Annotated in this window: 18 protein-coding genes and 2 pseudogenes; 8 read left to right on the forward strand and 12 right to left on the reverse strand. The window is 67.8% G+C overall.

The window, feature by feature from the left end; translation table 11 throughout:
- From ACFV0Q_RS21380 to ACFV0Q_RS21390, 3 genes and pseudogenes are all read right to left on the reverse strand, one after another.
- Positions 1 to 119, reverse strand: a pseudogene (locus tag ACFV0Q_RS21380) (IS5/IS1182 family transposase); the annotation flags it as partial.
- 113 nt (positions 120 to 232) lie between these two features.
- Positions 233 to 478 carry a hypothetical protein gene (locus tag ACFV0Q_RS21385; RefSeq protein ID WP_385007629.1) on the reverse strand — a complete coding sequence of 82 codons (246 nt, stop codon included), beginning with the start codon at positions 476 to 478 and terminating at the stop codon, positions 233 to 235.
- Positions 479 to 1,093: 615 nt separating this feature from the next.
- Entirely contained in the window at positions 1,094 to 1,438 is a 345-nt protein-coding gene (locus ACFV0Q_RS21390) for a hypothetical protein (RefSeq protein WP_385007631.1), read from the reverse strand.
- Positions 1,439 to 2,102: 664 nt separating this feature from the next.
- On the opposite strand from ACFV0Q_RS21390, the gene ACFV0Q_RS21395 reads away from it, so the two are divergent.
- Entirely contained in the window at positions 2,103 to 2,780 is a 678-nt protein-coding gene (locus ACFV0Q_RS21395) for a hypothetical protein (protein ID WP_385007633.1), read from the forward strand.
- A gap of 63 nt (positions 2,781 to 2,843) precedes the next feature.
- Here the strand turns inward: ACFV0Q_RS21395 and ACFV0Q_RS21400 are convergent, their stop codons facing one another.
- Entirely contained in the window at positions 2,844 to 3,176 is a 333-nt protein-coding gene (locus ACFV0Q_RS21400) for a hypothetical protein (RefSeq protein WP_385007635.1), read from the reverse strand.
- 352 nt (positions 3,177 to 3,528) lie between these two features.
- Between ACFV0Q_RS21400 and ACFV0Q_RS21405 the strand changes: the two genes are divergently transcribed.
- Positions 3,529 to 4,065, forward strand: coding sequence for a DUF4240 domain-containing protein (locus ACFV0Q_RS21405; RefSeq protein ID WP_385007637.1), 537 nt, complete (start codon positions 3,529 to 3,531; stop codon positions 4,063 to 4,065).
- A 295-nt stretch (positions 4,066 to 4,360) separates the two neighbouring features.
- Here the strand turns inward: ACFV0Q_RS21405 and ACFV0Q_RS21410 are convergent, their stop codons facing one another.
- Positions 4,361 to 5,170, reverse strand: a complete 810-nt coding sequence (locus ACFV0Q_RS21410) for a DUF2690 domain-containing protein (RefSeq protein ID WP_385007639.1) — start codon at positions 5,168 to 5,170, stop codon at positions 4,361 to 4,363.
- Positions 5,171 to 5,466: 296 nt separating this feature from the next.
- Here ACFV0Q_RS21410 and ACFV0Q_RS21415 point away from each other — a divergent pair, with 296 nt between their 5' ends.
- Positions 5,467 to 6,327 (forward strand): peptidoglycan-binding protein, encoded by an 861-nt coding sequence (locus ACFV0Q_RS21415; protein ID WP_385007641.1) that lies wholly within the window; start codon positions 5,467 to 5,469, stop codon positions 6,325 to 6,327.
- Between the two features lie 122 nt (positions 6,328 to 6,449).
- Here the strand turns inward: ACFV0Q_RS21415 and ACFV0Q_RS21420 are convergent, their stop codons facing one another.
- From ACFV0Q_RS21420 to ACFV0Q_RS21435, 4 genes are all read right to left on the reverse strand, one after another.
- Complete coding sequence (locus ACFV0Q_RS21420; RefSeq protein WP_385007643.1) at positions 6,450 to 7,280, reverse strand: hypothetical protein; 831 nt, start codon at positions 7,278 to 7,280, stop codon at positions 6,450 to 6,452.
- 528 nt (positions 7,281 to 7,808) lie between these two features.
- Positions 7,809 to 8,474: a hypothetical protein gene (locus ACFV0Q_RS21425; RefSeq protein ID WP_385007645.1), complete on the reverse strand. Its 666-nt coding sequence runs from the start codon at positions 8,472 to 8,474 to the stop codon at positions 7,809 to 7,811.
- A 171-nt stretch (positions 8,475 to 8,645) separates the two neighbouring features.
- The gene (locus ACFV0Q_RS21430; protein WP_385007647.1) at positions 8,646 to 9,563 is read right to left on the reverse strand and encodes a DUF6891 domain-containing protein; all 918 of its coding nucleotides are present in this window, start codon (positions 9,561 to 9,563) and stop codon (positions 8,646 to 8,648) included.
- 510 nt (positions 9,564 to 10,073) lie between these two features.
- Positions 10,074 to 11,216 (reverse strand): S8 family serine peptidase, encoded by a 1,143-nt coding sequence (locus ACFV0Q_RS21435; protein ID WP_385007649.1) that lies wholly within the window; start codon positions 11,214 to 11,216, stop codon positions 10,074 to 10,076.
- A 306-nt stretch (positions 11,217 to 11,522) separates the two neighbouring features.
- On the opposite strand from ACFV0Q_RS21435, the pseudogene ACFV0Q_RS21440 reads away from it, so the two are divergent.
- The 3 genes and pseudogenes from ACFV0Q_RS21440 to ACFV0Q_RS21450 form a co-directional block, all read left to right on the forward strand.
- Positions 11,523 to 11,810: pseudogene (locus ACFV0Q_RS21440) on the forward strand (RICIN domain-containing protein); the annotation flags it as partial.
- 27 nt (positions 11,811 to 11,837) lie between these two features.
- Positions 11,838 to 12,854, forward strand: coding sequence for an IS701 family transposase (locus tag ACFV0Q_RS21445; RefSeq protein WP_385007651.1), 1,017 nt, complete (start codon positions 11,838 to 11,840; stop codon positions 12,852 to 12,854).
- A 258-nt stretch (positions 12,855 to 13,112) separates the two neighbouring features.
- Entirely contained in the window at positions 13,113 to 13,895 is a 783-nt protein-coding gene (locus ACFV0Q_RS21450; RefSeq protein WP_385007653.1) for a hypothetical protein, read from the forward strand.
- A 476-nt stretch (positions 13,896 to 14,371) separates the two neighbouring features.
- Here ACFV0Q_RS21450 and ACFV0Q_RS21455 read toward each other — a convergent pair whose 3' ends face one another.
- Positions 14,372 to 15,292, reverse strand: coding sequence for a GntR family transcriptional regulator (locus ACFV0Q_RS21455; protein WP_385007655.1), 921 nt, complete (start codon positions 15,290 to 15,292; stop codon positions 14,372 to 14,374).
- Positions 15,293 to 15,421: 129 nt separating this feature from the next.
- On the opposite strand from ACFV0Q_RS21455, the gene ACFV0Q_RS21460 reads away from it, so the two are divergent.
- On the forward strand, positions 15,422 to 16,600 hold the full coding sequence (locus tag ACFV0Q_RS21460; RefSeq protein WP_385007657.1) for an FAD-dependent monooxygenase: 1,179 nt from the start codon (positions 15,422 to 15,424) through the stop codon (positions 16,598 to 16,600).
- Positions 16,601 to 16,880: 280 nt separating this feature from the next.
- On the opposite strand, the gene ACFV0Q_RS21465 is transcribed toward ACFV0Q_RS21460, so the two are convergent.
- Positions 16,881 to 17,567, reverse strand: coding sequence for a hypothetical protein (locus ACFV0Q_RS21465; protein ID WP_385007659.1), 687 nt, complete (start codon positions 17,565 to 17,567; stop codon positions 16,881 to 16,883).
- A gap of 1,228 nt (positions 17,568 to 18,795) precedes the next feature.
- Between ACFV0Q_RS21465 and ACFV0Q_RS21470 the strand changes: the two genes are divergently transcribed.
- Complete coding sequence (locus ACFV0Q_RS21470) at positions 18,796 to 19,332, forward strand: hypothetical protein (RefSeq protein WP_385007661.1); 537 nt, start codon at positions 18,796 to 18,798, stop codon at positions 19,330 to 19,332.
- 75 nt (positions 19,333 to 19,407) lie between these two features.
- Here ACFV0Q_RS21470 and ACFV0Q_RS21475 read toward each other — a convergent pair whose 3' ends face one another.
- Positions 19,408 to 19,884, reverse strand: a complete 477-nt coding sequence (locus ACFV0Q_RS21475; protein ID WP_385007663.1) for a hypothetical protein — start codon at positions 19,882 to 19,884, stop codon at positions 19,408 to 19,410.
- Between the last annotated feature and the right edge of the window lie 388 nt (positions 19,885 to 20,272).

The raw sequence follows: 20,272 nt of genomic DNA on the forward strand, positions 1-20,272 counted from the left end.
ATCGCCCGCTGGGACGGACGGAGCTTGCAGCGCCGGTCGCCCTCACGAGTGACAACCAGCATGGCGACCCACTCCACGAGCGCATGCGGCAGGTCAAGTGCGGCAGGATGGATGACCAACGAGGCCCCCCGAGCAACGTGATTGAGACGTCAGACATCTCGATCAACACCTCGGGGGCCTCGTTCGTTGCGCTTCACGACCATCACCCGATCGGTGGCCAACTCGAAGAAGCTCAGTGATCGAAGAAGCCTTCGTCCGCGATCGCGGAGATGGCGGATTCGATGTTTTCGCGGGTGACACTCGGGACCACCAGCAGGCGCCTGGCCTTGAATCGCCCGAGCCGGGCAGTCTCGCTGGTTACTGACTGTGTAAGTCGAACCGGGTCGTACACGTCGACGACCTGCCTGTCTCCGTCCCACTCGACGGTGACCTCCAGCCAGCCCTTGGCCTCCGGTATTGCCCAGTCGTACTCGTCCATGGGTGCAGGCCACTCGATCCGAATACCCATGACCGAATCCTGCCTCACACAGGACTGCTGCGACTCGCGCAGCACGAGACCGCACATAACGCCCTCTGAGTACCGAAGGACCACCACGACGAGTCCTCCCGCAGAATGCGGTGAGCGAGCCCTACGAGGAGTGCAACGTCGCCACGTGAAGGGACCGAGCGCACGACTCGCCAACTCGACACTCGGCTGCGCGTCGCGCTCCAGGCCGCGGACGGGCGGTTGACGTCGATGTCGGCTGAGCTGGTGATGTGATGCCGTACCCAGATCTGGTTGCCGGCCGTTGGAGCCTCTTCGTGCAGGCTGTCCGCACCGCGCACGGCTGGCAGATGTATGGAGCCCCCGGCAAAGCCGGGGGCTCCATACATAGAGGTTGGAATAGTGCGTTGAGGAGGCTGGGGCGCTAGCGGTTTCCCGCCTGGCTCTTGCTGATCTTGTTAAGGATCAGGCCGTACCCGCCGCACAAAACGATCACGGCGGCGTATTGGGCCCACGTGACGTCCCGGAGTGCGTATTCCACTCCGAAGAACACAGCCACCCACACGAGTGTTGCAATAACCTTAGCGCCCATTGGTTCCCCAGGTTCGGTCAGGTAAGTGCTGACAGGCACGCGGCGCCACCCGCGACAACGACCTTACTGGCGATATCGTTGGCCAGGTCCTTGCTGACATACTTGCCCACAACGAACGCGGCCGCACCACCAATACCCGCCTTGAGCAGGCAGTTCTTCACGGCTTCTGTCATCTTGTTGTGCTGCATCAGCGATGCGCAGGCGTTCTTGTCCTTGTAGACGGTGCACATGGCCCGGCGTTCGCCGATCGGGTCCACCCCCTGCGGGCCTCCGGTGGTAGAGGCAGATGCGGTACCGGCGCTGCCTGCGATGAACCCGCCCAGGAGGGCGATGGACAGTAAGCCGGACGTCGTACGCTTCATGTGAAGGTTCCCCAATTCTTCGGTATAAGGCGGCACCTCTGGTCAGGAGGGCAACCTTCCGTTTCGAGCAAAACCCTATGATCAACTCTCCCGATTCGTAAGTGATTTGAGTCAGATCTGAGGTTTTTGAGGCCTCGGCGGCCCCAGAAGGGCAAAAGCCAGCCACAACGCAGCAGACACGCCAATTGCGTTGGTCGGCCTGCGTCTCCCGCTCATCGACAGAGGGCGCGGCTGGCCCGCCGGTTCCTCCAGCCATTGCGGCGGGAATCGGGCCCTGACCGCCCGCGTCGCGGTGTCGACCGAGCGCGGCGACCCCTCCAGACGGGACGGCGGTCATGGCGATGGCGGCGCGTGGCCGATTGTTCCGGCGGTTGCCGGATCGGGTGGACACGAGCCCTCGGCCACAGTCCGCACTGCCGCGCGCAGCGGCCTTTCGCCGGTGAACCGGTCCCCTCGGGAAGGTGAAGCTGATGGCGGGCCTGTTCCTGAGCTTGACGCTTAACGTCAAGCTCAAAGGCGGTAGACCACGTTCGAAACGATCCGGTCACCGTTTCCCGTGGCTAGCGACAGCCCGGGACGGCCGGCTCAGCCGCAGTTGTCGAGCATGAAGAAGTCCGCCGAGTGGCCGGACGGTCCGATCTGCCGAACCTGTTACGACCGCGCCATGCGAGTCCGTGGCCGCTGCCCCTGCTGCGACACCGACCGGCTGCTGCCCGGGCGGGACACTGACGGCGCACCGATCTGCCGTGACTGCGCGGGCATCGCCCGCGACTTCTTCTGCGATCGCTGCGGCTTCGAGGGGCTGCTGCTTGGCGGACGTCTCTGCGAACACTGCACCCTCGCCGACACGCTCGCCCGCCTCCTCGACGACGGCACCGGCCGCGTCGCCCCGGCGTTCCTGCCGTTGGTCAAGATCCTGCTGGAGATGGACCGGCCCAAGAGCCGACTCATCTGGCTGCGCAACCCCAACGTCGTCCGTCTCCTCCAGGGCCTGGCCACGGGCAGTATCCCGCTCGCCCATGACGGGCTGCACCAGGAATCCCCCTGGCGAACCGTCACTCACCTGAGTGACCTGCTGATGGACAGCGGCGTCCTCCCGCGGGTCGACCGGCAGCTCATGCTCTACCAGCGCTGGCTGACCGAGCGGCTCGCCACCATCGAGGAACCCGAACACCGCCAGCTTCTCCGCCGCTTCGCCACCTGGCACCAGGTGCGGCGCCTGCGGACGAAGGCGGAGAAGGGACCGCTGGGACGCTCCCAGACCAACCACACCAAGCAGGAAGTCACCCAGGCCGGCGCCTTCCTCGCATGGCTCGCTGGCCGAGGACGTGCAATCGGATAGTGCCAGCAGGCTGACATCGACGCCTGGCACACCGAGAGCCTGGCAACCCGCCGCCCGTCACAGTCATTCCTGCGGTGGTGCATGAAGAGCGGCCGGATGCCCCGCCTCACGCTGCCGCCGGCGGTCATCGCCCAGGACTCGGAACCGCCGCACCAGCACCGCCGGCTCGCGATCCTCCGCCGGATCCTCAACGACGACTCCTTGCCCCTGCGGGCCCGGGTCGCCGCCGCCCTCGTTCTCCTCTACGCGCAACCCGTCTTCCGCATCGTCCGCCTCACCATCGACGACGTCGCCGACGACGCGACCACCATCACCGTCCGGCTGGGAGACCCGCCGTCCCCGCTGCCACAGCCCATCGCCGACCTGATGCGGGCCTACATTCAGTCCCGGCAACACGTGCCCTACGCCAGCAGCAGGAGCTCACAGTGGCTCTTCCCCGGCCGCCAGCCCGGACAGCCCATAAACCCGGTCAGCCTCCAGGTTCACCTACGAAAGATCGGTGTCCCGCCGCAGCGAGGCAGGACTTCCGCGATCCGCCAGGCGTCCTCCAAGCCCCGGCACTCGTCATCGCGAAGGCGCTGGGCCACCACGACAAGACCGCCACCCGCCTGGTCACCGAAGCCGGAGGAACCTGGAGCCGGTATGCACCCGGCGACCACACGCGCTGACATGAGCGACGCGGCTGCTCTGGTGGGCCAAGCTCCCGCGACCGGCCCGATGTCAGTGACAGGTGGCAGGCTCTGCCTCCATGAACAAGCAGCAGTTCTGGCAGCTCATTGAGGCAGCCCGCAATCAGGCGTCCAACCCGAACGACGGCGAAGCGGTCGCTCGCGAGGCGACCTCGCTGCTGGCCTCCCAGCCGGTCGAGGAGATCGTCGCAGCTGAACAGGTGCTGTGGGACCTGATGGTTGACTCCTACACCAATCCTCTCTGGGCCGCTGCCTACCTCGCCAACGGTGGGTGCTCTGACGACGGCTTCGACTACTTCCGCGGCTGGCTGATCGCTCAGGGCCGTGAAGTCTTCGAGCGCACAGTCGCTGATCCCGATGCCCTGGCAGAACTGCCCATCGTTCAAGCCTCGGCAGCCGACGGCGTCGACCTGGAGGGCGAGGACATGCTGGGCATCGCCTGGAACGCACTCATCTCGGCGACCGGTGATCAGCTCCCCACGAGCCCACCCACCATCCGCTACCCGGAGCTGGACCCCACCTGGAACTTCGATTTCGATGACCACGACGAAATGACTCGCCGACTTCCCCGCTTGGCAGCTCTCTATCTGGAGTAAGCGGAAGCTCGCAGTCACAAGACGAGGCCAAACAGCAGAGAGCGAGACTCCCGGATGATGCGCGTGCCGTGGAAAGGGCAGACCTCCCGGCGAGGTCCCTCGGAGCCACCTGCCCCGCGCAGCTGCGCGCCCGTCGGCCCGAACACCGAGAGGAACAGCCACTTCCGTAGGCCCCGCGGCTGCGAGCGAGCCCGCCGGGTACTGCGCGGGCTCGTGGACGACGGCCGCGGTGGGACAGCCCGCCGAGGCCCCGAGCAGGGCCTGGCGCACGACCATCCGGTGATCCGACAAACGCCTAGCGCAGTGTCGATGCGCTAGGCCCGGCCGTGGGAAGGGGGCTGGTGCATACGGTGCCGCGGGAGTCGATGATGGCGCAAGCGCGGCTGTCATTCGGGCCGCTGGCCTCGACCATCTGTGTGTGGGCCGTTCGGCCGGTCTGCTGCCGGTATTCCTCCTGGTGCGAGGGGTTGCCCTCCTTGCCGAAGACCTGGACGCGGTCGCCGGGGGAGCTTCCGGTCAGCTTGCCCCAGGCGGCATGGCAGCCGGGGCTGTAGCGCAATTCGATGTGAACGCCGAAGTCTCGCCCCTCGGCGGTGGTGACGGCATCGTTCTGGCAGATCGTGGTGGTTGGTTCGGCGTGGACGCATGTGCTGCCACTGCAGGATGCGGTCGGTGCGGCAAGCGGGCGGACCGGTGCCGCGGAGGAGGCCGAGGGCGTGGTCGTGCCGGAGTTCGAGAGGTAGACGGTGGCGACGACGGCGACGACGACCACGAGAACAACCGCAGCCGCTGTTCCGAGGAGAAGCGGCATCCTCTTCCCGCCTCGGGCCGCCGGCACACCAGGAGCGGCATCGCGCCCGTCGGAGTCGCCAGGCGGTTCATCCTCGCTCCGGATCCTGAGATCGAGCGCGCCGGCGAGATCCTGCTCGGTCCGCTCGTAGTACTCCGCCAGGGAACGGATCGCCGGTTCGGGAACGTCCTGCTTGGCGTTCTCGTAGCGCGACAGGGTGCCTTGGTTGAAGTTGGTGTGCCTAGCCGCAGTGGCCTGGGTGGGGTTTCCGGCAGCCTCCTTGCGCCACTGCCGCAGTAAACGGGCGAGCTCCACTCGCGCTGGCGACATCCCCTGCTCGGGTTCCCCAGCCGGTCCCACGGGTCGGTTCTGCCGCATCCGCGTATTTCCCCCTTCGCTTGACCTCTGCATACCCGCAGCTCACAGCCATGCATACGTCGGCGGATATGCGCGCATGAGTCGGCGGCCCCACAGCGTAGAAGCGCGACGAGGTCTCGGGCAATGTGGAGATCAGCCGGTGTGAACGACCCGGCGACACCCCACCACCCCACCCCCGTACGGGCGTTCTTCGCCATGCCCGGACGAGGGCTCACACCTGAAGGAGTCACACCGTGAATTTCCCTCTGCCCACCACCCGCACGGGCCGCGTGCTCGCCTCCGCCGCCCTGGCTGGGCTCGTCCTGACCGGCGCAGCCATGAGCGCCAGCGCCGAGTCGGTTCCCCCTGCCCGCCACCTCACCCCCCACCCCGAGTGGTCGATCTCCCCCATCGTTCCCCTTACCCTGCGTCCGGGAGCGACGGGGGAGGCCGTCACCCAGCTGCAGGACCGTCTGGCCGCCCTCGGCAGCCCGGTGACGACGACGGGGGTCTTCGACAGCGCCACCACCGCGGCGGTCAAGCACTTCCAGAAGGCTCACGGCTTGGCGGCCGACGGCATCGTCGGACCGAAGACCCGGGCCTCTCTGGACCACTCGCCCGCCATTCCAGTCCGTGGTGACAGCACCGCCCTCGCTCAGCAGATCCTGAACCGTCGTGGCATCACCTCACTCAACGCGCACTCCAAGCCCGTGGGCGGCCCCCACCTCGACTCCAGCGCGCTCAGCAACATCCGCGACGCCGCGGATGGAAAGAGGGCGCTAACGAGCTCGTACGGCGATGCTCACGGCAAGCGGGTAGAGCTGGACGAGCGGATGCTCCGCGGTGTCCTTCAGCTCAACGCCAATCACGGTTTCTCCATCAACATCACCGAATTCGCAGGTGGCGATCACAGCCGGGACTCGTTGCACTACAAGGGTGTCGCCTTCGACACGAGTGAGATCAACGGAGTACACGTCGCCGTGTCGGGCAAGGGCCGCGAGCTCGCCGAACGCCTCGAAAGCGCGTGCCACTTCCTCGGCGCCTCCCAGGTCCTCGGCCCCGGGTACCCGGAACACGACACGCACGTCCACTGCGCCTGGAACACCAGGAACTGATCCCCGAGGTGGTGCGGCTGGCCCATCCGGCCGGCCCACCACACTCACCATCCGCCGCTGTTGCCCACCCGAGACGTGACCATCCCTCCGGAATACACCAGGAGCCCTCATGGGCCTCAGCCTCAGCGCCCTGCTCCTCCTCGGCACCTCCGCACCGGCATCCGCGCGGGGCCGGGCAACTCGGCGCAGAAGTCGACGCGGTCCTGGGCCTGGAGGACCTGGGCGCACTCGGTCAGCAGTCGGTGCGGGCCGCGGGCTGCGGGCCGGTCCAGGGCTGGGGCCAGCTGGGCCCGGATGGGGGCGGCCGTCTCGGGGGTCAGGAGCGCGTAGACGTACAGGGTGGCCGCGTCGTAGCCGTACGGGGCGCGGCCCCATCCTTCCCAGTCCAGGATGTGCGGGCCGCGGGTGACGTTGCCGTAGTGGAGGTCGCCGTGGGCGGTGGACCAGGTGATGTCGTCGACCTGGTGGCCGGTGAACTGGGGGATGACGCGGCGCAGGTACTCCTCGCGTACGGCCTCGCGGTCCGCCCGCGGTGGGACGTCGGCGAGGGCGTCCAGGGCGGCCGTCATCTCCTTCCACCACGTCTCGGGAAGGGCGGGGTCCTCGTCGAGGACGGGGCGCGGGGAGACCCTCGGATGCGGAGCGTAGGCGTACAGCTCGGCGCGGTAGGTGTAGCCATCGGTGGTCCAGTCCTGGATACGGAACAGGTCGGGGCGCGGCACCGCGGCGGGGAGGGTGCGGGAGGTGGACGGGCCGTTCCACAGGGTGCCGCCCTCGGTGCCGGCCTCGGCGCAGACCACGCGCAGCCAGTGCGGGCCGGCGGCGCCCGACAGGGTCCGGCCCCGGTACCCCCACACCCGGCGGCCGGTGGCGCGCAGGCCGAACTGGTCGGCGGCGTTCTGCTGGGCGGCCAGCATCCGGTCGACGGTGGCGGGGGCGGGGGCCTGGAACATGGCGGGTCCTACCTGGGGGAGACGGCGGCCGCGTCCTTGGATACCAGCTCGGTGGCGAGGGCCGCGACCTGTTCCACGGTGAGGCCGGAGCGCTCGGCCAGGCCCCCGAAGGTGAGGCGGGCGCCGGAGACCAGGGCCCCCAGCGCGGGGCGGACGGAGGGGTGGAGCTCCCATCAGTGTCCGGCGGCGCGCAGCACGACGGCCCCGTCGGCTCCCTCCAGCGTGGCCCGGGCGGTGGTGAGGCCAGGACCAGACCGGGGTCGGCGGGGACGTCGCCGATGTACGGCAGGGAGGGGGCCGGGCGGCCGGGGTCGCGGGCGTCCAGGGAGGCGGCGAACTCCGAGACGATGTCGGAGTGGAGCGCCTCGGACACCTCCTTGCGCACCTGCCGCCATCACCCTCATGGCCCGCCGCATCACTCAGAAGAAGATCCTCACAGGCCCGGCCTCACCTCGTCAGCTCTCACGACGGCAGCCTGATCAGCGTGTGCGGGGGCCCTACCGAGGACGCCCAGGTAGGCCGAGCAGCTCAAATACCGGCGGCGTTGATTGCCTCAACGATGCGGGCCTGATCCTCTGCACCGTAGTTGAACTCCTTTGCCCATGCTCGGACCTTCGCATCACCGACTCGTTCGGCCCAGGGAAGAGCCTCAGCGGGGTAAATCGGTGCACTCGGCGGACGTTCCGGATCGTGGTACGCCGTACCGAACGCGTCCGTGACTCGGTGGACCAAATCATGTTGGGCAGGCGCGGGCCAAATACTCATGAGGTGTTCCTCGACCCAGGCGTCAGGAATGCCCTCTGCTTCGCCTCGGTCGCGACCGCGGGCATGTGCCCGCACTCGATACCACCCCGGCCCCGTGTGTGCGAGGTTGCCCGCAGCCGAACGCGTTTCGCCCTCTCCGTCGTTCAACCACAGCTTGCCGCTGGTGCTGTAGATGCTGACGTCGACCACGGTGTCCCACTCCGATGCCGGCGGTCCCGGCTCGGACAGCGGCCGTTCGACGGTGAGACGGATCGCGCCTGTATGCGTACCAGCAAGCAACGTGAGGTGTTCTGGCCCCCCTGCAGCCAGGGTGTTCCCTTCGAATACCCGGTCACTTCCGTCCTCGTCGCTGTTGAAGAGAGCTGCATCTTCCCCCACGAGGTAGTACAGCCCGGATACCACAAGCAGGGTGTCTGTCGTCCATCGCATGCGCTCAATGGTGCACAGAGGCACTGACAGCGACGCCACTGCTACGGCCTTCGCAGCCCCCTCATACATGTCATGCATGCCTCACAAACGGTACCCAAGCCCCGCGGAACTGGATCGACCCGTGACAGCCGCACAGGTGGCCTTGCCGAATGGACGCCCTGGAGAGGGTCTCTAGCCGAGCAAGCGGCGGCGGCAATCCAGTGGGGTGACGGTGATGGCCCGGTTGGGATCACGGTCCCAATCGGCCTGGAGACCGGTTGCTTCCAGGGCAGCAAAGACCTCGTGGCCGATGGCTGAGGTGGTCTCGGATGAACCGTCGAAGCCTCCGTAACGGAGCATCAGTCCATGGCCGACGGCGGCCGAGTCCGTGCAATGGGAGTGGAAATAGACGAGGCCACGGGCATCGGTCCCGACCTCGCCGCCGATCTCGGACTGGCCGCAGCTGCGGCAGCAGGTGAAGTTCTCCCGGGCGGTGATACCGGCCTCCTGCAGGGCGGTGAACGCACGGGTGAGTCGTTCCGGGTCGGTCTCGCCCTGCCATTCGGCCTGCTCCGCGACACGCACCAGCCACATCCGGTCGGCCAGTGCCAGAGCCTGCTCGCGCGATACGGGCCGACGGTCCGCAGAGACCAGGTACTCCTCGGCGAGTTCCGCCAGTTCGGCGCGGTCGACGAAGCAGCCCACCAGCGCTTCACGGACACGCTTCTCCAACGCCTTAAGCTCGTCTTCGCCCAGGTCGAGCGCTGGCACATCGAGGGTGGGGCCCATGTCCAGCAGCGACCAAACCAGATCAGTGCTCCAACCGGACCCCTGCCGGGCCCAGCCGGTCAGCGCCTCGATCACGGCCTCAACACCGTCAACCATTACCTGGAAGTGCCGGTCGGCAGCACCGTCGCGGTATTCCAGCGTTTGGTCTCCGCCGGACTCGTGCCAGACCTGGGCGAAGACATCGGGCAAGTCGGGTATCCGATGGACCACCAGGAACCGGTCCCCGTCCCCGCCGATTCGCCGGACCAGCACAGCCAATTCCTCATTGGACACGCGAACGTGCCGCTCCGCGTTCTCCGTCCTCACCACGATCTCAAGCATGCGCAGACTCTGACGCACCCCCCTGACAGCAGACTCCAGGACCTACGACGCCGCTCACTGCGACGGCCCGGGGCAACCCCGATCCCACTCAGAGGCTCGGTTGCTTCAGTTGGCTACACCCCCTGGGTGGCCCTGGCCGAGCTCTGACAGCAACTTGCGAGCTCAGTCGGCCCGTGCACGGCACACAGCAGCCCCAGAGGTTAACGACAAGTTACGTGGGACGCGACGTATCGAGGCGAGCCCGGCGTTGAGAGCGTCACCCCGGACGGCCAAGGCCGCTACGCGATCGGAGGATTCTGGCCCTGGGACAACTGGACCGAGGCCGACGGGACGGCGACCCGGCCCTGACTGTGTTGTCCACCCGGCTCGGCGTGGCCCTCCGGACCGGTGCAGCGTCCGCATCTCGTAGGCCGGGGCCGTCGTCTCCGGGCGTCCGCTCCGAATTTCTGGAGCGGACGCCCGGCCGGACCGCGGGGCTCATCGATGGCCGGGGTGGCGAGCCCGGAAGGGTCAGCGGCGACGACGCTTGACAAGCACTGTGATGCCGAGGCTCAGGGCGACGACGGCGCCGAGTGCTGGCCACTGCCAGGAGAGGCCGGATTCCGCATCCGCAGATTCCACCCGGCGTGGCGCCGCGGCTGTCTGTTCAGCGCTGGGGGTGGGGGCCTTCGCGGGGGCTGGGCTGGCCAGGGGGTCAGCGTCAGGCACACCCGGGTCTCCCTCGTGATCGAGTAGCACCTTGCGGGGGCGGACGGCTCCGTAGCCGACCCAGTCGCTGCGCTTGGCGCCGTCGACGGGGCCTCCAGCGGTCTGGATGAGGACACGGGCCACCTGGTTTGCGGTCCAGTCGGGGTGGGCCGACCAGACGAGCGCGGCGGAGGCGGAGGCCAGACTGGTGGCGTACGAGGTACCTCCGTCTCCCACGCACCAATCCTTGTTGCCGTTGCAGCGGTTCAGGACTTGGCCACCGGGGGCGGACAGGTCCGTGTCCGGCCCGTGGGAGCTGAACGGCATGACTTGACCATCCTCGTCGACGGCCCCTACGCCGAGGACTCCCGGCAGGGCGGCAATGACGTTGGTCCAGTTGTTACCCTCCCCCTCGTTTCCCATGGCGGCGAAGATGAGTACGCCCTTGCTCTGGGCGTACTCGACAGCCGGCTTGATCTTGCCCATCGGCCAGTCCTGAGTCATGCCGATGGACAGGTTGATGACTTTGGCTCCGTTGTCGGCCGCGTACCGAATTCCCTTGGCGGCTTCGGACGCCACGGCAAACGCCATGGGCGTGCCGACGCTGGTGCGGATGGGCAACACTTTGGCGCCGGGAGCAAGGCCCCGCGGGCCGCCTGCCGAGCCGTCGCCGACGATCCCCGCGGTCATGGTGGTCCCATGCCCGACGAAATCCTCATGCGGCGGGTACGACACGTCCGGACGTTCGAACGGCGGCTCCATGAAAGACATGCCTGGAAGGACCCGGCCCTCCAGCCCTGGAATATCTTTGACGCCACTGTCGATGACGGCCACCGTGATGCCGGTGCCGTCTGCGACCTTCCACATCTCCTGGGCTTTCATCTTCGTGAGGTAGCCCCGCGGGTCAGTATCGGCGGCCGCCGGCATCACCGTGCCGGCGCAGACCGTCCACGCCGCGACGATCACGCCCGCCGCCCTCCGCCACGACCCATGTCGACGTATGGTGCCCTGCATTTCCGCCCCTTTGTGTCCAAGCGCTGCAATCTTGCGCGGACCCCACCCCATCACACTGTCCATCCAGGGCAGCACCTGACCTTCCGATAACTCCAGGGCAAGCCTCACAGCAGCGCAGCCCTGAGGAACCAGAGCGCGCGGGGTATCGGAAGGCTGCCGACGGCAACAGCCCATCCCTCAGCTGCTGTTACGGCTCAAGACCGGCCACTGCCACTGAGCGGTCCCCGTGCCATGTTGAGCGCGTAGTGGACGTGCAACGGTTCGGCCAGGCAGAGCTGGCGCTGGCAGGCCCGGACCGGGGGCGGCTGGAGCCTGGTCAACGCGAATTCGGGCAAGTGCCTGACCATTCAGGGCCAGGGCGACGGGGCTCGCCGTCCAGCGGCCCTGCGACGGCAGCCGCCTGCAGACCTGGAACTAGTACTCCAGCCGGACTTTGATGTTATGCCCGGTCAACGGCTTGAGTGTGGGGAGTGTAGCGGGGTGGTGCCGGGTGCGGGACGGGTTCGCAGGGACCGTCCCGCAAACGAGTGCCCGCGCCGTGTGTAGTGACATCCGGCTGGGCAGTCACTGGGTGTGATTGCCGACGTACCCGCCGCCGAATGGGAACAGGAACTGGAAGAACTCTTCCTGCAGATCGGGCACCGCTTCCCGCGTGTCGAGCCGCGGCGCCGGATGCGGGACTACATCCGTGGTCTGCTCGGCCCGGTGGGCCGCAAGAATTCGTGGCAACTGGCCGAGTTTGCCGGGCACTCCACGCCGGACGGACTGCAGCACCTCCTGGCGAAGAGCCGGTGGGAGGCTGACGATATCCGTGATGACCTGCAGGGATACGTTGCCGAGCATCTCGGCGCGGACGACGGTGTCCTGATCATCGATGACACCGGGTTCGTCAAGAAGGGCATCACCTCAGCCGGGGTGCAGCGGCAGTACTCCGGCACTGCCGGCCGCACCGAGAACTGCCAGATCGGCGTCTTCGCTGCCTACGCCACCACCCGGGGCCACGCCCTGGTCGACCGCGAGCTCTACCTGCCCAAGTCCTGGACCGACGACCAAGAACGCTGTCGGGCTGCCAAGATTCCCGGCGAGCGTGGCGTCGCGACGAAGAACGACCTGGCCCGCACCATGGTCCTGCGAGCACTCGCCTCTCGGCTTCCCGTCGCCTGGGTGGCCGCGGATGCGGCCTACGGGCAGGACTCCCACTTCCGCCGGTTTCTGGAAGACGCCGGCCTGTCCTATGTCATGGCCGTGCCCAAGTCCCAGCAGGTGCACGGCCCCCGCATCGACCACCTCATCGGCCAGGCTCCCGCCGAAGCATGGCAGCGGCTCTCCTGCGGCGATGGCGCCAAGGGGCCACGCGTTTACGACTGGGCCGCGGCCCGGCTGCCGGCCGTCTGGGAGTTCGACGGTGACGAGCCCACCCGCCAGCGATGGATGCTTGCCCGCCGCAGCATCACCAAGCCTGACGAGCTCGCCTACTTCCTGGCTTCGGCACCGTTGGAGGCGACCCTGGCCGACCTCGTGCGGATCGCCGGCTGCCGCTGGAAGATTGAGGAGTGCTTCCAGAGCGCGAAGAACGAGTTTGGACTCTGACAGCCCCGAACGCAGCACCCGTTCGACAAGGCCGCCTGGGATCAGCCCGAGCGATGGGGTTCCCTCTCCACCGGCCGTGCCTCGCGCACCCGAGGAACGCGACCGGAACCCCAGTCACATCCCCGGGAACCTCACGCCCGGCGATCCCCCGCACTCTTCTACCCGTGGCGTTCCGGACAAGGGGTGAGTCGGAGCGTCGAAGCCCGGCAGGCCGGACTCGCGGAACGTCCCGAGGGCTCCTCGACGGGGCTGCTGCGCGTGGTGGTCGCCGAGGCTTCCCTGGCCGCGGCGCTGATGTTCTACCTCGGGGCCACATACACCAGCCAGTTCTACCGCTATTTCAACCTGTATTTCTTCTCCCTCGAATTCTCGTTCGCCAATCTGGTGGTCCAGAGCCTGCACCTGCTGCGGCTTCCGGTCCTGCTAGCGGTCCTGCTCGTCGCGGGCCTGGCCGCAGCTCCGTGGGCACGGGGCCAAATGTCGGGGTCGAGCCGGCGGACCCGCCCGCTACCGCCCCTGCCTGCTGCCAGGTTCGTCGCTCCGTCGTTCATCGCGGCGGGTGTCCTCCTGGTGTTGCTTTGGCGCTGGATCCACCCCTATGCCTGGACGGCGCCCCTCGCCATCGCGGCCGGATTCCTGCTGGGCGCACCATGGGGGGCCGGGCGCCGCAGTCCGGGCGATGTCCGGCGACGGACCGTGTCGGTCTTCGTCGCGGGTGTCTGTGTGTTCTGGGCCCTGACTCAGGTCACCCGGCAGATCGCGCAGGACGACGCGAGGGAGCACGCCCGCAATGTCCAGGGATGGACCCGCGTCATGATTCTCAGTTCCAGGAGGCTGAGTCTGCCCGCGCCTGGCACCGTGGAAGAACGACTCCCGGTCAAGGACCTGCTCCTGCCGTACCGGTACACCGGCCTCCGGCTCCTCGCCGAAGGGAACGGTCGGTACTACGTGGTGCCGGAGGACTGGAAGGTGGAGAACGCCGACCCGATCTACGCCATCCGGGAGAGCGACGACGTGTGGATCAGTCTGCGGGCGGCCTGAGGAGATCGAGAATCTCGACGTATGTGAATGGGTGCGGCGGTGGCAGCAGATGGGCGTCAGCCAGTTCGGGACGGCAGTCCCTGCTCATGCCGCGCGGCTTTGGCGATCTTGGCCGTCACGAGGCGGCCAAGCTGCTGCCGTCAGGCGCCAATCTGTCGCTGAGGGGGTGGGTGGTTGCGATATCCGAGGCTTGCTGAGCTGGGATGTTGAAGGTGGTGTGAGAACGGGTCTTGCGGCCCAGGGTTGGGCTGGTCTGGGGTTGTTGCGGGTTGGTTGAGAATCTTGCGGGTGTTCCAGATGGCGTCTGGGTCTCAAGGACCGGCGGCGCCATTTCGCGCTTTCTCGGTGTTTATGCTGGTCAGCGGAGTGACTGGCGGGCCGGGGTACGGGTTTTGCGCTGGTGCCTGGTTTCCCCTTGCTCCGTGCACCGGACCAGTGACCCGTTGGGTAACTCGTCCTTCCGCTGAGCAACAGGGTCAGTGCGCCGGTGTGGTGATGCGGGTGGCGAGTCCGTCGAGCAGGGCTGTGAGGCCGTGGTGGAGGAGGGATTCGGGGGAGAGGGCGGAGTCCGCTCTCGCCGCGGCGAACGCCGGGAAGGCTCCGCCGTCCACCAGCGCCGCCAGCCGTGTCTCCTGGGCGCGCATCCACTCCTGCCCGCTGACGCCGCTGGTGCGTGCCGCGTCGGACTCCGGCTCGAGGTCGACGGCGTGGCCGCGGACGTACCCGAAGAGGGTGACGGCGGCGTGCATCCGGGTGTCGTTGTCCAGGCCGAGTCCGTCCAGGGCGGCGAGGGCCCAGTCGATGTGGCGGATGCCGTTGGGGATCAGCAGGGGCCGGCTGAGGTTCATGGCGCTGGCCAGCCAGGGGTGGGCCCGGTAGAGCCGCCATTGCAGGGCCGCCGAGAGTTCCAGCCGTTCCCGCCAGCGCGGCGGCGGCCGCTCGGGCAGAGTCTGTTCCCCGAACACGGCGTCGGCCATCAGCACCACCAGCTGCTCCTTGCTGCTGACGTGCCGGTACAGGGACATCGCCGAGACCCCGAGCTCCGCGCCGAGCCGGCGCATGGTCAGGGCCGCCAGCCCCTCCGCGTCGGCGATCTCGACGGCCGCGCGGACGATCCGCGCACGCCGCTGCACGTCGTCCTCTGTACCGGTCCGGCGTCCCTGGCTTGATGCGGGCCGGGCCGCGACCACGGTCCCCACCCCCGGCACCGCCCGCACCAGCCCCTCCTGCCCGAGCGCGGCCAGGACCTTGCTCGCGGTGGCCATGGCGACCCCCCACCGCTGGGTGATGGCCCGTGTCGAGGGCACCCGGTCCCCGGGCCGCAGTTCCCCGCGCTCGATGCGCCCGCGCAGCTCGGCCGCGATCCGCGCGTACGGCGCCTGCGTCCGCTCCGTCATCCCACCCTCCCTGGTGCACTAGTACGGACGAACCGTAGTGCACTAGCTCGGTTTGTTCAACTCGCCTGTTCCACCAAGCATGTCCCGTCTGTACGTTGTACACATCACCCCCGAGAGAGGACAGGGAAAATGAACGAGACCAAGACCCAGACCAAGACCCAGACCGTGCTGATCTCCGGCGGCAGCGTCGCGGGCCCGGCCCTGGCCTACTGGCTGCACCGCCACGGCTTCACCCCCACGATCGTCGAGCGGGCCGCGGAGCTGCGCGACGGCGGCTACGCGGTCGACTTCCGCGGCGAGGCCCTCGACGTCCTGGACCGCATGGGCCTCCTCCAGCAGATCCGCGCCCTGGACACCGGGATGGGCGACGCGGCCATGGTCGACGCCGAGGGCCGCCAGTACGCCACCCTCCCGGCGGCGATATTCGCCGGCGACATGGAGGTCCTCAAGGGCGACCTGACCCGCATGCTGTACGAGGCCACCCGCGAGAACGTCGAATACGTCTTCGGCGACTCCATCGCCACTCTGGATCAGGACGAAGACGGCGTGCTCGTCACCTTCGAACACGGCGCGCCCCGCCGCTTCGACCTGGTCGTCGGAGCCGACGGCCTGCACTCCCGCACCCGCGCCCTGGCCTTCGGCCCCGAGGAGGAGTTCGTCCGCCACCTCGGCATCTACACCGCGATCTTCAACCTCGACAACTACCTGGGCCTTCAGAACACCGGCCGCCTCTACGCTGCCCCCGGCAGGGCCGCCAACATCTTCACGGCCCGCGACAACACCGAGGCCCGTGCCGCCTTCCACTTCGCCGCCGAGCACCTGGACTACGACCGCCGCGACCCCGCCGCACACAAGCGGATCATCGCCGAGCGGTTCGCCGGCGAGGGCTGGGAGGTGCCGCGCCTGCTGAAGGAGATGGACACCGCGCAGGAATTCTTCTTCGACTCCAACGCCCAGGTCGAGATGGACACCTACTCGGCCGGCCGCATCGTCCTCCTTGGTGACGCGGGCTACTGCGCCGGCCCCACCTCGGGCCGCGGCACCTCCCAGGCACTGATCGGCGCCTACCTCCTCGCCGGCGAACTCGCCACCCGCGACGGTGACCACACGGCCGCCTTTGCCGCCTACGAGCAGCAGATGCGTCCCTACGTGGCCGAACACCAGGCCCTGGGCCGCGAGGGCGCCGAACGGTTCTTCATGCCTGCTCCCACCCAGGAGATCCTCGACATGCTGGCCGCCAATGCCCCCGAGAACACCCGCACCAAGCCGGTCCGCCTCCCCGACTACACCCCTGCCACCGCCGCCTGACGGGCGACGGCGCATGGACACCTGGACCCAGCCGCCCGGCCGTCTGTCGCCGGGGCTGATGATCTGCGGGGTTCTGTCGGTGGTTTTCGGCAGGTTTTTGTCAGTGGTCTGGGTGTTGTTTCCGCTGGTAGGCGTGGGTGTTCGGTACTGACGTGGGGTGCCGATTTGGCGCTGTCATGTCTGGCGTTTGTGCTGGTCGTTTTGGTGCAGATCGGGTTGGCGTGGGCCAGCGCCGTCGGTCAGCATTCCCTCGCGTCTCAAGCCGTTACGGGGAGGACCGCTACCCGTTTGCGTCGGAGAAGCTAACCCTCACTGCGACCAGTGCGCCTGAGACGTCCAGGTTGGCGAGCACGGGGAAGTAGCCGTCGCCCCAGCTGGTCATCGCGCAGAGCAGTCGGGCGTCGCCGATGTCCACGGTTCCGGCCTCGACTTCAGAGGCACGAACCTGTCGCATGATCTGCCAGTGGTGGGAATGGGGTCGGAAGTCGACCATCATGCGCCGCCCGGTCTCCTCCTTCCAGCTTTGCACAGCGCGTGTCTTCTCCCAGGCCTGCGCCACGGGCAGCCCAGCCCATCCGCGGACACCGTCTTCGCCGGGTTCGCCCAGTTCCGGTGCCGAAAACTTTGCGGCGGCTTCCTCTGCGGCAGCGCCCCAGAATGCGACGTCGGCCAGGCCGTCCACGGGCTCGTCGTGTTGCCAGGCGTTCAGGGCGTCTGTATCGGCGAAGAGCACGCGGGCCCAGTCGACGCCGACCTCACTCAGGCGCACGGATGATTGTGGTGTGGCTTCGCTCATCCGGACCGATATCTCAGACCAGCGCGGCCCGACGCCCTCGCAGTGGTCGGCCCGTGAAGCCAGCACCGGCAGGTGGCGATCGGTGGGCACTCCTCCCAATGCGACGACGGGCACCCCGGACATCAGGAAGCCGCCGCCGCCTTGAGCGGCGGTACGGCGCGCGTTGGGCATGTGGTTCGCGGCTGGGCAATGCTGCCAAGCGGGCGTCCAGCCGCGTTGTCCGGCAGTGCTCGTCGAACATCGCCTCAAGCGTCCCTGCCCGGGAGGGGGGTATGTCGTGGAGCATGGAGCCTGGCTGCCGGTCGAAAGTGCGGGCCGCTGCCGAGGCGTCTGGGCCGACCACGGCAAAGTCGACTGAGTTGCGTATTTCGGCAGCCATCGCCGGATCGTCAATACCAAGCAGAGCAGGATCGATTTCCGCCGGCGAACGTTCTCCGCTCCACGTCCCCAGCGGCTGCCGTCAACGATGACCAGAGTGCCCGACGGGCAGCTGATCTCTCCGAGCCTGAAGATCTCTTCCATGGCGCGCGAGTCTACGGCCGTCCCTGGGGCCGTCAGCAGGCGCACCGGGACGATCCGGTGAAGCGGATGCCCAGGCTTGAGAGAGACCCGTCAGCTCTCACCGTCGCAGCCAAGTCCAGGCGCTGAAGGCCAGCGGCCCGTCATGCCTGGTCTTGCCTGATCATCGCTGGTCTCCCTCAACCTGGCCGGCAACATCGGCGCGTTTCATGGCGCCCGGAGGTCCCGCCGCCTGTCTGCACCGCTGAGTCCCGCGCCGGTGGGGTGTGAGTGGGGTAGGCGGATGTGGATGGCGGTGGCGTGTTCGGTGAGGGTGGTGGCATCACGGGTGGTGATGAGGGGGTGGAGGGGGCTGGTTGGTGGGCGGCCGGTGTCTTGATGGTGGTGGTGTGCTGCGGTGATGAGGGTGTGGCCCCAGGCGGGCAGGGCGTGGGCGAGGGTCGGCGAGCTCGCCGTGGCCGTTGTCGTGGATCCGCAAAGAAGAATCGGCGGTTCTCGTGGCGCTGGTGGCGTGCAAGCGCCGTGTACTACCTGATCGTCGACGAGGTCCGATTGCTTGCAGAGCACCCTGAGAACGCGGAGCTGCGCGATCTGATCGCTGCCATTCGACGCCGTGGTCCTGCGTTGACGTCATCCTGCAACGCAGGCAGTAGACCGGGAATGGGGCCCAGCCAGAGCGGGAACTCCCATCACCGAGGGCTCCGAACTCCTCCTGCATTTTCCCTCGGGTGATACCAGAGTCGGGAGACCGCGGTGTCAAGACCCCGGTGCTCGGATGGGTGGTGTTGCCGGGTATCTGGGGTGGGGTCGTGCCGAGGTGTGGCATACCGGGTTTGCGCGCTGTGGCGGCCGGGGCCCGGGGCCGGAGGGATGGGGAACCATGAGGGTGGGGCAGGCGAGGGAACTGATCGGCCAGGTGGTGATGGACGCGGTGCGTTCCGGCTTCGCGGCCTGGTTCGACGACATGGACTACGTGACGCATCCGGATCCGCCTCCAGGTTTCCGGGCCGGGTGCGAGAGTGCGGGCCATGACGCCTCGCGTGTCCCCGAGGTGCCCGCGGCACGGGTGGAATCCCGGATCACCGACGGTGAGCCGGGGATGTTCTTCACCTACAAAGTCGAGTACGGCGCCGAGCCGCTCATCCAGCTGTCCGTCTCCCGCACGTGGGCGAGGCAGGTCGCCGCCGCTGGCTGGGTCTTCGTGGAGGGCCTGCCGGTGGTCGATGTCCTGGAATGGGACCACTCCGTCACGCCCGCCCGCCCGGCCCGGGTACGCACCGCGCTGATCCACGCCGACTACGACGCTGGGATGCACGGCTGGCGCGCCCACGCCGACAACCGCACCTGCCGCGTCGCCTGGACCGGTGAGGGCAAGGCATTACTTGTCATGCCCTGGGACGAACCTTCCGGCCCCTGACATCCGGCCTTCCGCACCCGCCTGCGCCCCGGCCCGTTGCGGGGTGGTCACTTCGGCGGCTGCGGTGAACACTGTTCAGGTCGGCCAGTTGACCTGCCCGCTTTTGACTTGGAGTACACCCGGAGCCTGGGCTTCGTGGAACCTGAGGGATCCGATCCAGACTGTGCCGTCCCCGAGCTGGTGCGTTTCGTGAGTCCTTGTGGCTAGCCAGCAGAGCAGCTCGCCGACCTTCTCGAACTCGTCCGGGTGGATTTCCTGGCGGGACGTCAGCGACCAGCCCTTCCTGGGCAGGTCCGCGCGACTGGCCAGTGCCGAGGAGAGCACGCCAGCTACCCGCCATGCCGCGCCGTGCCCGGCCAGCAGTGGGTACGGGTCGTCCTCAATCACTGGGATCCCTGAGTCGTCCACCACTACGAAGGGGAACTTGGTGACGATGGACAGGCATTCCGGTTGGGGTCCGATTCCCAGATGCCAGCTCAGCTCGGCGAGCTCCTTCTCGGAGATCTCGTCCCGCAGGTCGAGGGCGATCATCAACTCATAAATGTCACTCACCTGGTGACCCTACAATCCACTGGTCGTCCCGCGCGGGTTCCAGTGCCAGGCGACAGGACGGCCTGGCACTCTGCCCGGAGGCCGTGTGGCCCTGCCCTAGAGGGCGCGAAGTTCGTGCGGAACCTCAGAGGCGCCGACTACGGGACGCTGAATCCGTCGCTGGCCTTCACCGATCGGTGTCATCTCGGTGACACCGACCCCCGACCTGTAAAACCGCAGTTCACAAGGGGCATGAGGGACAGTCTAGGTGCGGGTGCGCAGGTTGATTGAGTATGAGCAGTTTCACTGGTCGTCGACAACTGTCGGCGCTCAGTGAAACTGAGTAGTCGTCATGCTCCTGACCTGGTGTTGTGCAGGTTGGTTGAGCGTGTTTGTGGCTGAGTGGCTC

The sequence above is a fragment of the Streptomyces sp. NPDC059564 genome (assembly GCF_042735575.1).
GTDB lineage: Bacteria > Actinomycetota > Actinomycetes > Streptomycetales > Streptomycetaceae > Streptomyces.